Raw genomic sequence first — 14197 nt, forward strand, 5'->3', positions numbered from 1 at the left:
CTGTGCGATTGATCTGTCAATTTTGAGATTCCGGCGTGGTACACAGGTGGTTTAGCAACATTATGGCGGCGCTGGTCACGGCCTTGGCGCTAGTCGGTTGCGCGAATAACGGAGGAGAACTGCCTCCGGTTAACCCGCTAGACCCGCAATTGGACGAGCGGCGACTCCAACGCGCCAACGCCCAACAGCTTTATAAAGCGGCTCGCAGCGCGCTAGACGCTGGGGATAATGCTACCGCGCTCACGCTGTATTCTCGTCTGGACGCCAGTTATCCCTTCACTCCGGAGGCCACTCAGGGCCAGCTCGAAAGCATATACGCGCGTTTCCGCAACTTTGAGCCTGAAGCCGCTTCTGCCGCTGCCGACCGCTTCCTCCGCGCTCACCCCCGTCATCCGCATGTGGATTACGTGCTTTACCTCCGCGGGCTCATCTTTTTCGACTCCACCGCAGTCGACCTGCTCGATCTCTTCGACGTGGACTCTGCAGGCCGCGACCCGGTCGACGCCCGCCGCTCCTTCCAGGAGTTCTCGCGGTTACTACAAACCTACCCCAACAGCGCTTATTCCGCGGATGCTCGGCGTCGCATGTTGTGGCTACGTGAGCGCATTGCTGAGCATTATTTCGGCATCGCTGAGTACTACCGCTGGCGGGGAGCTTGCGTAGCGGCTATCCGCCGCGGCCATGAGATCCTGGACGAGTTTCGGCAAACCCGCGTGGTGCTAGATACCTTGGGGCTTCTGACCGAGTGTTACGCCACTTTGGGCTTGGATGAGCAAGCCGCCGAAATGGCTCGCCTGCTTGTAACCAACAAGGCTCGCTGGGATAACAGCCCCGCCGCCTCGCAGCCCGAGCCGGCCGGCGACGCGCCGGCACCACCTGCACTGTAAGCCCCTCCCAAGACTGAGGCTGGGCAGCACGGGTCACAGCCGAAGAAGAGCGCGAAGCCCCGGCTAGAGTCAGAGCAAGGGATAGCGGGCGCTAATAGGATAGCGTCGTTCACGGCCAAAGGCTTTAGGAGTCAACTTGGGTCCAGGAGCCGCCTGACGCCGCTTGAACTCAGCCATGCGCAGCAAACGTGTGACTCGCATGACCTCACTGGCGGGCGCCCCCCGGTCGATCAGCCACTGCGGGCCATGTTCTTGTTCAATCAGAGCTTCTAGCCAGGCATCTAGCTGAGCATATGGAGGCAGTGAATCTTCATCGCGCTGATCGGGGCGTAACTCCGCACTAGGTGCACGCGTAATCACCCGATCTGGAATCTGCGCAAATCGCTGATTCATAGCGCGGGCCAAAGCGTAAACCTGCATTTTGTACAGGTCTTTGATGGGTGCAAACCCACCGCACATATCGCCGTACAAGGTGCAGTAACCCACCGCTAGCTCGCTTTTGTTCCCGGTCGCCAGCACCAATCCTCGGCGCTTATTGGCCAAAGCCATCAGTAGGGTGCCGCGTGAGCGTGCCTGAATGTTCTCTTCAGTGGTGTCCGCTGGCTGGCCCTGATGCACAGGCGCCAAGCACTGCTCGAAGGCGTCCATCATGGGCGCTATAGGTAATTCTAGATACTCCACATTCAGCCATTGAGCCTGCTGGCGAGCATCCTCCAGGCTCATCTGTGCGGTGTATGGTGAGGGCATGGCTACCGCAGTCACCTGTTGACTGCCCACAGCCTGCACGGCCAGCGCCAACACCAAGGCCGAGTCAATACCGCCACTGAGCCCCACAAAAATGTGGGCAAAACCGTTTTCGCGGAAGTAATCGCGAAGGCCCAAGGCGATGATGTCGCTCAGTAGTTGCAAGGGTTCTACGGGTGGAGCGTCCCACACTGCAGAACGCCAACGGCCCGCTTCCACATCAGCAAGCAAAAGCGCCTCAGTGGGCACCTGACTGACATTGACCGCACCACGCTGCGCGTCCCAGCATTGGCTGTTGCCATCAAATACCAATTCGTCCTGGCCGCCAACCATGTTGAGGTAGGCTGTGGGTGCCCCCCACTGATTGACGCGCCGTGCCAATAGCGCCTGGCGCTGGTCGCGTTTTTGCTGATCAAATGGCGAGGCATTCGGGCACAGCACTAGGTCCGGCGCCTGCTGAGTGAGCGCTGCGCAAACTTGGTCATCCCAAAGATCTTCGCAGATCAATAGCCCCAGCCGACAACCATCCCAATCGACCACCTGAGGCCCTGCGCTCGCGACAAAATGGCGCTGCTCGTCAAAAACACCAAAGTTCGGTAGTGCAGATTTGCGTGCCACCACGCGCCATTGACCCTGCTCCAACCAGTACAGAGCGTTATAGAGGCCCTCGGGAGCAAATTCTGGAGCACCAACCAGCACCGGCAGCGAGGAGGGAAGCTCCGCGCTAAGCGTGTGCAGGGTTTGGGCGAGCGCCGCTTCCAGCGCTGGACGCATTAAGAGGTCATCAGGCGGATAACCCAATAGCGCCATCTCCGGGTAGAGCAACAATTCAGCCCCATTGGCCTGCGCCGATCGAGCGTACGCCAGTACACGCTGAGCATTGAATTGAAGATCCCCCATGCGAGGGCGAAACTGCGCCATGGCGATCCGCCGCGAGGACAAGGGCATAGTCACATCCGCAAAGTCAGCGCAAGGCCCAGCACTACAATCCGGGCGCCGCGATGAAGCAAAAAAAAGGCATGTTCGTACCAACGAACATGCCCTGTATTGTATCCGGCCAGCCTTTCGCTGGCCGCATCGACGAGGCCTTAAGCGCCTAGGCGTTCTTTCATCTTCGCGCCTAACTCGGCCGGCGAACGAACGGTGGCTACACCAGCGGCTTCTAAGGCTGCAAACTTTTCATCCGCAGTTCCTTTACCGCCGGAAATAATTGCCCCCGCGTGCCCCATGCGCTTGCCTGGAGGAGCGGTCACGCCAGCGATGTAGGCCACAACCGGCTTAGTGACATGCTCTTGAATGTAGGCTGCAGCCTCCTCTTCTTTAGAGCCGCCGATTTCGCCCACCATGATGATGCCCTCAGTTTGAGGGTCCTTCTCAAAGCGGGAAATCACATCAATGAAGCCCATTCCGTGCACGGGATCGCCGCCGATACCCACGCAGGTGGATTGACCCAAACCGTTATTCGTAGTTTGGAAGACGGCCTCGTAGGTGAGCGTGCCGGAACGCGACACAATTCCTACCTTGCCTGGTTTGTGGATATGCCCAGGCATGATGCCGATTTTGCAGGCTCCAGGGGTGATGATTCCCGGGCAGTTAGGACCAATGAGAACCGTGTCGGGGTACTGACTCAGCTGCGCCTTCACCTTCACCATGTCCAGCACAGGAATATGCTCGGTGATGCACACGATGACCTTAATACCTGCGTCAGCGGCTTCCAAAATGGCATCTGCGGCAAAAGGTGCGGGCACGTAAATCATGGTGGCATCGGCGCCCGTAGCCGCGACTGCCTCGCCACAAGTATTGAATACCGGACGATCCAAGTGCGTTTGGCCGCCGCGCCCTGGCGTTACACCCCCAACAACTTGGGTGCCATAGGCAATCGCTTGCTCTGCGTGGAAGGTCCCCTGCTTACCAGTGAAACCTTGGACAATAACTTTGGTGTTCTCGTTAACAAGAATGCTCATGACAATTCCTTAGCTGGCGGCCAGCTTGACAGCCGTCTGCGCGGCTTGAGTGAGGTCCGTCGCAGGAGTGATGTTGTACCCGGAGTTGGCTAACAGCTCCCGGCCACGCTCCACGTTGGTGCCTTCCAAGCGGGCGACCACAGGAATTTTCAGGCCCACTTCCTCAACAGCGGCAATGATGCCCTCTGCGATGAGGTCGCAGCGTACGATGCCACCGAAAATATTGACCAGAATGGCCTTGACGTCGCCACTGGAGGTGATGAGCTTGAAGGCCTCAGCGACGCGCTCTTTGGTCGTGCCACCACCTACGTCGAGGAAGTTGGCCGGTTGGCCGCCGTGCAGCTTAATCAGGTCCATGGTCGCCATCGCCAGGCCAGCTCCATTGACCATGCAGCCAATGTTGCCCTCTAGCGTGATGTAGTTCAGACCATGTTCTGCGGCTTCGCGCTCAGCATCGTCTTCTTGAGTGGGATCGCGCTGCTCGGCGATTTCTGGCTGACGGAATAAGGCGTTGTCATCGATATTGAGCTTGCCATCCAAAGGCAGCAGGTGGTTGTCTTCGGTGACGATCAAAGGGTTGATCTCCACCAAAGAGGCGTCGCAATCGGTAAAGATCCGGTACAGGCCAGTCAAAATCCGGCCGAACTCTTTAATCTGATCTTTATCCAAACCCAGGAAAAAGCCCAGCTCACGGACTTGATAGCCCTGCAGACCGGCTGCTGGGTGAACAAACAGGGTTTTGATTCGCTCTGGAGTCTCTTCGGCAACGGCTTCGATATCCATGCCGCCATCGGGAGACACCATGATGGCCACGCATTCCTGAGCGCGATCCACCAGCATCGACAAGTACAGCTCACGGGCGATAGCACTAGGCTCTTCCACGTAAACACTGTTCACCGGCAGACCTTCGGGGCCGGTTTGGATGGTCCGCAGGTTCTTGCCGAGCAACTCCTCGGCCACGGCCGCAGCAGCATCAGCACCGTCTACTAACTTGACGCCACCGGCCTTACCGCGTGCGCCAGCGTGCACCTGCGCCTTCACGACGACTTTGCCACCACCCATTTCGGCGACTTTAGAGCGGACCTCATCTGTACTGCGCGCCAGATGCCCACCAGGTACAGGGATGTCAAAACGCTTGAACAGCGCCTTGGCTTGGTATTCGTGTAGATTCATGAGTTGTTCGGTTCTCGCAACCGGTAAATTTTTTGCGGGCGCAAAATTTAACGTATCGCGCATGCTGGCGGCAAAAGGACCATGGTCGTATTTCGCATCCTGCTACTGATTGGGCTGCTGTTCCTGCTCTGGATGGGCTGGCGCTGGCTGAATGGCAGGCAACCACGCCGCCGGCCTCAAGCTCTGCCATCCAAACTTCGTTGTGACCGCTGCGGCGTGGCTTTAGACCCGCAAGAGGCGCAGCAAAGAGAAGGCCGGCATTACTGCTCTCAGCATGCTCAGGACGATTGAGGCCGCGCCCGCTCGCCCTCGTCACCCTGACGGAGGCGACCCTAGGCAAAGTGTCTACGCAGGACAGCCCTGGCGCTACTTTGCGCAAAGTTGCGGTTCCTGCCTACCGCCATCAGCGGCCATATTTTCGGTCCATGCGCGCTAAATCTGGAACCGCAGAACGCTTTGCTCCAGACCGCCTGCTCGAGGCTTGGTCCGCCTACCGCATTGGTGTCGCCGGAGCGCTGCTGTGGCTGGTCTACAGCCCGCTCCAACCCTTGGATTGGAGTGCTCAGAGGCTGGATGCGCTGACCGCGGTTCTGGTCACCTATTTGGCCGCGGGAGTTTTGCTCTTAGTGTTAGGCCGCAGCCGCATCAAGTCCATACAGCTACTCATTGGCTTGCAGTTGCTCACGGATTGGGTGGGCGCGGGGGCAGCCGTCACGCTCACCGGCGGCGTTGAAGGAGGCCTTGCAACGCTCTACATACTGCCTACGGCCATGGGCGGCCTATTCCTGAGCCGACCTGCTGCTCTGGCACCTGCAGCTGCTAGCACCCTGGCCTTGCTCGGCGCTGAGGCTTGGTTGAGCTGGAGTCAACCGGGGTTCGTTCCTGGCTGGGCCGTAGCGGGTCTTTTGGGGGCCTGCTTATTTCTGGTGGCCTGGCTCGCTAGCGCTGTAGCAGCGCGTGCGCGCCTAGACGAACAAATTGCCAGGCTCGCAGCCAGCAACCTCGGTCAAATGCGCCGGCTCACAGCGGAAGTTGTAGAACGCATGCATGCCGCCGTCATTGTGGCCGACGGCGAAGGCCAAGTGCTGCTGCATAATGCGGCGGCAGAAACTCTGCTGCTGCGACCTCTGCACCAGTGCAATCTGGGCATCAGCGAAGCTGCGCTCTGGGCCGCGGTACAGCAGTTCATTCAGGCCCCCCAGGCTGCACACTTTGCAGCGGTAGAGCTTGAGGGGGGACGCAGCATCTGGCCACAGTTCGTGCATATGGCGGGGGACCCGCCCTTAATTCTCATCATGATGGACGACCCAGACACAATTGCCCGGCAAGTCCAACAAACCCGCCTGGCAGCCATCGGCCAAATCACCGCCGGAGTCGCGCACAACATTCGCAACCCCCTAGCTGCACTGAATAATGCAGCCGAGCTCTTGTTAGAAGCTCCAGACCAAGACCGGCAAACGCTCATGCCCATCATTCAGCGGCAAGTGCACCGCATGAACCGGGTTGTAGAGCGAATTTATGATCTCTCTAGGCCGATACAGCCTCAAGTCGAGCCCATTGAGCTCAGGGCCTTTCTGGTGGACTGGCTGGAAGAGCGCAAGCGACTCAATATCGCCACACCGGAGCTAGTGCTCAAACTTCATGCGGACGAGGTTAAAGTTCTCGTCGACGCCAGCCATTTGTCTGAAGTGTTACAAAATCTCATCGATAACGCGCACACCCATGCTCGACCAGCCCACGCTAAAGCGGTGGTTGTGCGCATCGAGTCTGTGGTTGACGACCAGTGGTGCGTACTCGCGGTGTGTGACAACGGAGCCAACGGATGGCCTGCACCGCAGGGCGAGCATTTGCCCGAGGGTGGTCTTGGATTGACCTTATGCCGAGCGCTGCTTAGCGCCAACGGGGCGCAGCTCGAGTTGCAAGCTCCGCAGCAAGATGCGCACAGCGGCCAAGTTTGGAAGGCTGCCAAGCTGCGCCTGCCGCTGGCGACCAAAGGCTGAGGGAGTGATGGGGCAGCGCATACTCATTATTGATGACGAGCAAGACATCCGCGCCACGGTGGAGATTCTGCTCGGGCGCATGGGCTTAGAAACGCTGTCAGCCCCTGACCTCGAGACAGGCTTGCTCCTGATTCAGCATGAGCCGCTGGACCTAGTGCTCACCGATATGCGCCTTCCTGATGGCACCGGTTTAGATGTGGTGCGCTGGATTGCCGACAACGCGCCTGAGTTACCCGTGGCCGTGATCACTGCTTATGGTTCGCCCCAAGATGCCGTTGCCGCATTGAAGTCCGGCGCCTTCGACTATGTTCAAAAACCGGTTGACACCGCACTACTTCGGCGGGTGGTCAAGGAGGCACTGCGCAACACTCCAACGTCGCCCTCTAAGCTCACGTCAGACCCTTCTCAGTGGGATAAGGCCAGCAAAACCGAAGGCATGGTGGGCAGTTCAGCACCGATGCAAGAGCTCAGACGCACCATCGGGAAATTGGCACGCACTCAGGCCCCAGTCTTCATTTGTGGGGAATCGGGCACTGGCAAAGAGTTGGTCGCGCGTGAAATGCATCGCCAAAGTCCTCGAGCGTCTGGCCCCTTTGTTGCTGTGAACTGCGGCGCCATTCCCGCAGAACTCTTTGAGTCCGAATTATTCGGGCACCGCAAAGGTAGCTTTACCGGCGCCGCTCATGAGCGCCAGGGCTTATTTTCCGCCGCCAGCGAAGGCACGATCTTCTTGGATGAAGTCATCGACCTGCCGCGGCCTATGCAGGTGAAACTGTTACGTGCTTTGCAGGAGCGCACTGTGCGCCCGGTGGGAGCAGACCGGGAAGAGCCCATCAATGTTCGCGTCATCTCAGCAGCACAAATTCCGCTATCGCAGGCCGTACAAGATCAACGACTGCGGGAAGACTTGTATTACCGCCTGAACGTCCTGGAGATTCACCTGCCAGCTCTTCGTGAGCGCGCCTCCGACATCCCCGAGCTCTGCCAAGCCTTGCTCGAACGTATTGCCCATCGTCATAACATCCCACCCCCACAATTGCAAGTGGAGGCACTCGCCCGACTCAAGAGCTACCACTTCCCAGGCAACGTCCGCGAGTTGGAAAACCTGCTGGAACGGGCCTGTGCTCTTGCCGATGAGCTTGGGAATATTTCTGCGCAGAGCATCCAACTCCCCAGCCAAGTAAGCGGACACCCCCCATCCATACAAGCCAAGGCTCAGGTGTCGGGTGGCGCGGTCGACAATATCGATACGGAGCTCGCCGAATCCGAAAAAACACGTATTGAGCAAGCACTGACCGCGACACGCTGGAATAGGACGCAGGCCGCCAAACAGCTGGGCATTAGTGTGCGGTCGCTGCGCTACCGGATAAAAAAGCTAGGTTTGGAATAGCCCCAAGGGTGCACTCACTTCCGAGTGTGCGCAAGCCCAATGCAGCGGCACTGGAATTGCAAATGCGGCGCGGTGGATATTGATGGTGTTCTGAGCATTGCTCTGCGTTGCCGCTTCGAAACCAGCGACAAAAAGTGACAAAAATTGTCACTTTTGGACATTTCCGGTCGGTTGTGGACATGCCGAAATCACAGACAATAATCTAAATACCTGTTTTTACTCACCAAAGCACCTGGCACAGCACTGGCTAGGTAGAAGGGACGTCAGAATCTCTGGCGAACAATCTTGGAACGAGGAACCAACTCATGAACAAAGTACAGCAGGGTTTTACCCTTATCGAACTGATGATCGTGGTAGCCATCATCGGCATTCTGGCCGCTGTCGCTATTCCGGCTTATCAGGACTACACCATTCGCGCTCAAGTCACTGAAGGCATGAACTTGGCGGCCGGCGCCAAGACGGCTGTGGCCGAGGTCTATCAGGAAACCGGTGCCTTCCCGGCCGACAATGATGCAGCTGGTCTCGAAGCTGCTGGCAACATCTCTGGCAAGTATGTGACCCAGGTTGCCGTAGCAAACGGCGTGATCACCGCCACCTATGGTGGAGACGCCAACACCAACATCGCTGCTGGCACCTGCGCACTGACGCCAACGGACAACGCCGGCTCCATTAGTTGGGCCTGCGAATGCAGTTTCGCCAACAAGTGGCGCCCACAAGCCTGCCGTACATAAGGCTAGGCTTCGGCCTCATGGCACAAAAGTGGCATGTGCATGCATATGCCCACTCGGAAGGCTCCCGTATGGGAGCCTTTTTTATTTGGAGATGCCCCATGCCTAGCTCACGCGGATTCACCCTAATAGAGCTCATGATTGTGGTTGCCATCATCGGCATCCTGGCGTCCATCGCAATCCCTAGCTATCGGCTTTACTCGGTACGCGCCCAGGTTTCTGAGGCTGTGGTTATCAGTGCTGGCGCACGTACTGCCGTAGAAGAATTTTGGGCGGATCGTGGCGTGTTCCCGGCCGACCTGGATGAAGCTGGTATGGACAACAATATCGTCGGCCGCAATATCACCGGTGTTGCGGTCGTTAATGGCGTGGTGAACGTGAGCTTCGGGAATGCTGCCGACGCGACCGTCCTGGCCGGAGAGACCTTGAGCTTCAGGCCAGCGCTCACCCAGGCCCCAGATATCCTCTGGCTGTGTGGTGATGCCCCAGCTCCTGCGGGCAGTACCGCCGTTGGCGCCAATGCCACATCCGTTGCAACGCGTTTTCTGCCTCAGGCCTGCAAGGGCTGAGTTGTAGCGATTGAGGGCATAAACAGGCCGAAATCGCGTAGAGTGCTGGACTTCTCCTCCGGCGCATGAGGCAAGCGGTAACAGTGCAATCGGCAACGGCGAATAAGCCCCAGTATCTCGGCGGCCTAGCGCGGCGGCTCAGTAAGGACGGGCTGCTCAGCGAAGATAAAGCGCGTGAAATGCAGCAAGCTGCTTTGAAGCAGAAGCGTCCTTTGCTGCATGTGATTTTGGAGAACCGATTAGCTCCGCCGGCAGAAATTGCGGAAGTTGCCGCACAAGAATTTGGATTGCCGCTGTTTGATATTCGCGCGGCAGCAATCGACCCTGATGTTGTCGCCAAAGTTGACAGCAAACTCCTGGAAAAACACCACGTTCTACCACTATTTTTCCGTGGTAAGCGCCTCTTCTTGGGAGTGAGCGATCCCAACCAAATCGATGCCGTAGACGAAGTCAAATTTCAGACCACACTGGATGTGGAGCCCATCCTCGTTCAGCATGACTTGCTGGAGCGGGCGCTGGAATCCACGCTGGCCACGATGGGCGCCGGCAGCATGGATCTGGAAGATGCTGACCTGGATGGTGTTGAGGTCTCCAGTGATGAGCCCTCCTCATCGGACGCGACCGATTTAACCAAGTCCGGCACTGATGATGCGCCCATCGTGCGCTTCGTGAACAAGATGCTGCTCGACGCCATCAAGAAAGGCGCCTCAGATATTCACTTCGAGCCCTACGAAAAAAACTACCGCATTCGATTTCGTATCGATGGTGTGCTCAAAGAAGTGGCGGCAGCACCCGTGTCGCAGGCTGGGCGTGTTGCGGCGCGGGTTAAGGTCATGTCGAAAATGGACCTTGCGGAAAAAAGAGTCCCACAGGATGGGCGCATCAAAATTCTGCTGTCCAAAAATAAGGCCATCGATTTCCGGGTGAGCAGCTGCCCCACCTTGTATGGCGAGAAAATTGTGCTGCGGATTTTGGACCCCTCCAGCGCACAACTGGGTATTGATGCCTTGGGCTATGAGCCCTTCCAAAAAGAGTTGTACCTCAATGCCCTGAACAAACCCTATGGCATGATTTTGGTGACCGGCCCCACCGGCTCCGGTAAAACCGTGTCCTTGTACACCGGGGTGAATATCCTCAACACGCCAGAACGCAATATTTCCACGGCGGAAGACCCGGTTGAAATTAACTTACCCGGCGTTAACCAGGTCAATGTGAACCCCAAAGCCGGGTTGACCTTTGCCAAGGCACTGAAGGCCTTTCTGCGTCAGGACCCCGACATTATTTTGGTGGGTGAGATTCGCGACCTAGAAACCGCGGAAATTGCCATTAAGGCCGCGCAAACAGGTCACCTGGTGCTCTCCACCCTGCACACCAATGATGCCCCGCAAACACTGACTCGTTTGCTGAACATGGGCGTGCCCGCTTACAACGTCGCCACCAGCGTGTCATTGATCATCGCCCAGCGCCTCGCCCGGCGGCTATGCAAGCACTGTAAAACCCCAGTGAGCCTGCCACATGAGCTGCTATTAGAAGAAGGCTTCCAAGCCGAGCAAATCGAGCATCCCGACTTTCAAGTCTTCGAGGCCAAAGGCTGCGATCAATGTACGGATGGCTACAAGGGACGTGTGGGGATCTATCAGGTCATGCCGGTCACCGACAAAATTGGACGCCTCATTCTTGACGGTGGGAATGCCACCGACATCGCCGATGAGGCAGAGCGCGAGGGGGTGTGGGATCTGCGCCGGGCTGCGCTCGCGAAAGTGGGGGCAGGGATCACCTCGCTCACGGAAGCCAACCGGGTCACCATTGATTAGCCCCGCGTTGTGTTTCCCCGGCGAGTGGCAGGCTTCGCCTCGTTTAGCACCGGGATGGGTATCTGGGTGCGGCTTTGTGCCTCGCGATGGGGCATCGAACGTAGGCACTGACTTTTTGGCACTATGAGGCGCTATTGGGGCTGTATTCAATCGTCATGAGGAGTCGTTAAGCATGGCCACCACGGCCGCCCGGAACAAAGCTGACCAACCCAAACTCCGCCGGTTTAACTACCAAGGGGTGAACCGTGGTGGGGTCAAAATCAAGGGCATTGTTGAGGCGCCCAGTGAGGCGCAAGCGCGCCTGCAACTCACCAAACAGGGCTTAGCGGCAGTGAAGGTGCAGGCGAGAATTGAGTTGCCTGGCATCGGCAAGCCCAAGATCACCTCCCAGGATATTGCTGTCTTCTCGCGCCAGCTCGCCACCATGATGGCGGCCGGGGTACCCCTGGTACAGGCTTTGGATATTGTCAGCAAGGGCCACGAAAACCCCGCCATGGGAGAGCTGATCGAGAAGATCCGCAGTGATATTGAGTCAGGCTCCAGCCTGGCCGAAGCCCTGGCGCATCAGCCTGAATACTTCGACGACCTCTTCGTCAACTTGGTCGATGCCGGGGAGAAGTCCGGCGCCTTGGAAAACTTGCTAGATCGCATTGCGACCTACAAAGAGAAAACCGAAGCGCTACGGAAAAAGGTGAAAAAAGCGCTGACCTACCCCATCGCAGTGCTGGTCATTGCCGTCATTGTCACCGCAATTTTGCTGATATTCGTTGTCCCTCAATTCCAAGAGCTGTTCCAAGGTTTTGGGGCGGACTTGCCAGCCTTCACCATGATGGTGATCAACCTGAGCCAGTTCCTGCAGAAAAATATTGGGCTTATGGTCCTGGTCCTGGTGGTGATCGGTGTCGCGTTCTCCCAGGCAAAAAAACGATCGCGAGGCTTTCGCAGGTTGCTCGACCGGATCGCGCTTAAGCTACCGGTAGTAGGCGACATCCAGAACAAGTCCGCGGTCGCTCGCTTCTCGCGCACCTTAGCCACCATGTTTGCCGCTGGCGTGCCCTTGGTCGAAGCCATGGACTCGGTCGCTCGCGCTGCAGGGAACATTGTTTATGAAGAGGCCATCCTGACCATGCGCGAGCAGGTGATGGCCGGCACCCAGCTCCAAGTGAGCATGGAGCAAACCGGCATTTGGCCCAATATGGCCACCCAAATGGTGGCGATCGGCGAAGAGTCTGGCGCCCTCGATGAAATGTGCTCCAAAGTGGCCGATTTTTATGAAGCCGAAGTGGACAACCTCGTCGACCAGTTATCTAGCCTCATGGAGCCGATGATCATGGCTGTACTAGGCATCTTAGTGGGCGGTCTGGTGGTGGCTATGTATCTGCCGATCTTCAAACTGGGCGCTGTGGTCTAAGCAACATGCTGCAAATCTGGGAACTCATTCAGCAGGAGCCGCTGTTGTGGTTAGGCCTGTGTGTGGTGGTAGGCCTACTCGTGGGAAGCTTTTTGAATGTGGTGATTTTGCGCTTGCCACTCCAGATGCATGCCCAATGGCGTCGCGATGCGGCTGAGTATTTAGAACAAACTCTCCCTGAAGCAGACAAAGATGCTCCTGGGATCGTCGTACCTGCCTCGCACTGTCCGCAATGCCGTAGCCCTCTGCGCTGGTGGCATAACATCCCATTACTCAGTTTCGTGTTGCTCAAAGGGCGTTGTCATGCCTGTGGCGCCACGATCTCCTGGCAGTACCCGCTGGTAGAAGCCTTAGCGGCTGGCCTGGCGCTATGGGCGGGCTGGCTTTTCGGCCCAACCTTGCTGGGCTTCGCGGTCATTGGCTTGGGCTGGACGCTGCTCACGCTCACCGTGATTGATCAACGCACCCAGTTGTTGCCCGACATCATTGTATTGCCCCTGCTCTGGGTAGGCTTGCTACTGAATTTGCACAGTGGTTTCGTCAGCCTTGAGCAGGCTGTTGTCGGCGCCGTCGCTGGGTATATGAGCCTTTGGATCATTTACCAGCTATTTAAACTGGCGACCGGCAAAGAGGGTATGGGTTTTGGCGACTTCAAGCTACTTGCGGCTTTAGGAGCCTGGTTCGGCTGGATGGCGCTACCGGCCATCGTCTTGCTGTCCTCAATGGTTGGCTTGGTCTGGGCCATAGCACTCAGACTACGTGGCTCTATGCAGGCCGGCCAAGCTATGCCCTTTGGTCCCTTTTTGGCCATCGCCGGATGGATCTATGTTGTCGCCGGTGATCAGTTACTTCGCTTGATGGGCTGGCAATGAGTCTGTGTATTGGCCTCACGGGGGGCATCGCCAGTGGCAAAAGTAGCGTGGCCCAAGCCTTTGCCGATCTCGGAGTGCCGGTACTGGACGCCGACCAAGTCGCGCGCGACGTCGTCGAACCTGGCACCCCCGGATTAGCGGCGGTGGTTGCTGAGTTTGGCTCTGAGGTGCTCAGCTCTACGGGGGAGCTCAACCGTCGTGCCTTGCGTGAACGCGTGTTCAATGACACGGCCCAGCGGAAGCGATTAGAGGCTTTGTTGCACCCTCGCATTCGCAGGGCCATGCGCGAATGGCGCGATAATCTGCAGGCCCCTTATGGCATTTTAATGGTGCCTATTTTGATTGAAGGCGGTTTCGACGCCCTCTGCGACCGCATCCTGGTGATTGATCTGCCGGTGCAGGAGCAAATTGATCGACTCAGGCAGCGTGATGATATTTCTGAAGAACTGGCGCTAAAGATGCTGGCGGCGCAAGCCAGCCGCGAACAGCGGCTGCAGAGAGCAGATGATGTCATCGACAATAGTGGCCAGCCCCAGGCTTGGAGCGATCAGGTCGCGCAGCTGCATCAACAATATCTGGCCTTGGCAGCGCTCAGCGCAGCGAATGCGGGAGCGACTTGATCCCAGGGCCGGCCAACCCGCACAA

Annotated in this window: 13 protein-coding genes; 10 read left to right on the top strand and 3 right to left on the bottom strand. The window is 57.7% G+C overall.

The annotated features are described in order from the left end of the window. Nucleotides 1-35: 35 nt before the first annotated feature. The gene (locus tag KI787_04620) at nucleotides 36-887 is read left to right on the top strand and encodes an outer membrane protein assembly factor BamD (protein ID MBV6629221.1); all 852 of its coding nucleotides are present in this window, start codon (nucleotides 36-38) and stop codon (nucleotides 885-887) included. Between the two features lie 69 nt (nucleotides 888-956). On the opposite strand, the gene KI787_04625 is transcribed toward KI787_04620, so the two are convergent. The 3 genes from KI787_04625 to sucC all read right to left on the bottom strand — a co-directional run bounded on the left by KI787_04625 (nucleotide 957) and on the right by sucC (nucleotide 4768). After that, complete coding sequence (locus KI787_04625; GenBank protein ID MBV6629222.1) at nucleotides 957-2579, bottom strand: NAD+ synthase; 1623 nt, start codon at nucleotides 2577-2579, stop codon at nucleotides 957-959. Nucleotides 2580-2719: 140 nt separating this feature from the next. Beyond that, on the bottom strand, nucleotides 2720-3595 hold the full coding sequence (sucD, locus tag KI787_04630; protein MBV6629223.1) for a succinate--CoA ligase subunit alpha: 876 nt from the start codon (nucleotides 3593-3595) through the stop codon (nucleotides 2720-2722). A 9-nt stretch (nucleotides 3596-3604) separates the two neighbouring features. Next, nucleotides 3605-4768, bottom strand: coding sequence for an ADP-forming succinate--CoA ligase subunit beta (gene sucC, locus KI787_04635; GenBank protein MBV6629224.1), 1164 nt, complete (start codon nucleotides 4766-4768; stop codon nucleotides 3605-3607). Nucleotides 4769-4849: 81 nt separating this feature from the next. Between sucC and KI787_04640 the strand changes: the two genes are divergently transcribed. The 9 genes from KI787_04640 (at nucleotide 4850) to coaE (ending at nucleotide 14172) form a co-directional block, all read left to right on the top strand. Next, a complete protein-coding gene (locus tag KI787_04640) occupies nucleotides 4850-5059 on the top strand; it encodes a hypothetical protein (GenBank protein ID MBV6629225.1) in 210 nt (69 codons plus the stop codon). A gap of 134 nt (nucleotides 5060-5193) precedes the next feature. Then, complete coding sequence (locus tag KI787_04645) at nucleotides 5194-6768, top strand: hypothetical protein (GenBank protein ID MBV6629226.1); 1575 nt, start codon at nucleotides 5194-5196, stop codon at nucleotides 6766-6768. Between the two features lie 4 nt (nucleotides 6769-6772). Continuing rightward, the gene (locus KI787_04650) at nucleotides 6773-8158 is read left to right on the top strand and encodes a sigma-54-dependent Fis family transcriptional regulator (GenBank protein ID MBV6629227.1); all 1386 of its coding nucleotides are present in this window, start codon (nucleotides 6773-6775) and stop codon (nucleotides 8156-8158) included. Nucleotides 8159-8463: 305 nt separating this feature from the next. Beyond that, the gene (locus tag KI787_04655) at nucleotides 8464-8889 is read left to right on the top strand and encodes a pilin (GenBank protein MBV6629228.1); all 426 of its coding nucleotides are present in this window, start codon (nucleotides 8464-8466) and stop codon (nucleotides 8887-8889) included. Between the two features lie 98 nt (nucleotides 8890-8987). Next, nucleotides 8988-9455, top strand: coding sequence for a pilin (locus tag KI787_04660; protein ID MBV6629229.1), 468 nt, complete (start codon nucleotides 8988-8990; stop codon nucleotides 9453-9455). 65 nt (nucleotides 9456-9520) lie between these two features. Then, the gene (gene pilB, locus KI787_04665; GenBank protein MBV6629230.1) at nucleotides 9521-11269 is read left to right on the top strand and encodes a type IV-A pilus assembly ATPase PilB; all 1749 of its coding nucleotides are present in this window, start codon (nucleotides 9521-9523) and stop codon (nucleotides 11267-11269) included. A gap of 172 nt (nucleotides 11270-11441) precedes the next feature. Beyond that, the gene (locus KI787_04670) at nucleotides 11442-12680 is read left to right on the top strand and encodes a type II secretion system F family protein (GenBank protein MBV6629231.1); all 1239 of its coding nucleotides are present in this window, start codon (nucleotides 11442-11444) and stop codon (nucleotides 12678-12680) included. A gap of 5 nt (nucleotides 12681-12685) precedes the next feature. Continuing rightward, nucleotides 12686-13552: a prepilin peptidase gene (locus KI787_04675; GenBank protein MBV6629232.1), complete on the top strand. Its 867-nt coding sequence runs from the start codon at nucleotides 12686-12688 to the stop codon at nucleotides 13550-13552. Continuing rightward, a complete protein-coding gene (gene coaE / locus KI787_04680) occupies nucleotides 13549-14172 on the top strand; it encodes a dephospho-CoA kinase (protein MBV6629233.1) in 624 nt (207 codons plus the stop codon). Before KI787_04675 ends, coaE begins: the two co-directional genes overlap by 4 nt. Nucleotides 14173-14197 lie beyond the last annotated feature (25 nt).

Origin of the sequence: Oceanococcus sp. HetDA_MAG_MS8 (assembly GCA_019192445.1) — a bacterium.
In the GTDB taxonomy this organism is placed as follows: Bacteria; Pseudomonadota; Gammaproteobacteria; order Nevskiales; family Oceanococcaceae; genus MS8.

Coding starts and splice junctions, on each gene's coding strand:
- KI787_04670 (MBV6629231.1), top strand. CDS start 11,442: ATGGCCACCACGGCCGCCCGGAACAAAGCTGACCAACCCAAACTCCGC.
- coaE (MBV6629233.1), top strand. CDS start 13,549: ATGAGTCTGTGTATTGGCCTCACGGGGGGCATCGCCAGTGGCAAAAGT.
- KI787_04625 (MBV6629222.1), bottom strand. CDS start 2,579: ATGCCCTTGTCCTCGCGGCGGATCGCCATGGCGCAGTTTCGCCCTCGC.
- KI787_04645 (MBV6629226.1), top strand. CDS start 5,194: ATGCGCGCTAAATCTGGAACCGCAGAACGCTTTGCTCCAGACCGCCTG.
- sucC (MBV6629224.1), bottom strand. CDS start 4,768: ATGAATCTACACGAATACCAAGCCAAGGCGCTGTTCAAGCGTTTTGAC.
- KI787_04640 (MBV6629225.1), top strand. CDS start 4,850: ATGGTCGTATTTCGCATCCTGCTACTGATTGGGCTGCTGTTCCTGCTC.
- KI787_04655 (MBV6629228.1), top strand. CDS start 8,464: ATGAACAAAGTACAGCAGGGTTTTACCCTTATCGAACTGATGATCGTG.
- KI787_04675 (MBV6629232.1), top strand. CDS start 12,686: ATGCTGCAAATCTGGGAACTCATTCAGCAGGAGCCGCTGTTGTGGTTA.
- pilB (MBV6629230.1), top strand. CDS start 9,521: ATGAGGCAAGCGGTAACAGTGCAATCGGCAACGGCGAATAAGCCCCAG.
- KI787_04660 (MBV6629229.1), top strand. CDS start 8,988: ATGCCTAGCTCACGCGGATTCACCCTAATAGAGCTCATGATTGTGGTT.
- sucD (MBV6629223.1), bottom strand. CDS start 3,595: ATGAGCATTCTTGTTAACGAGAACACCAAAGTTATTGTCCAAGGTTTC.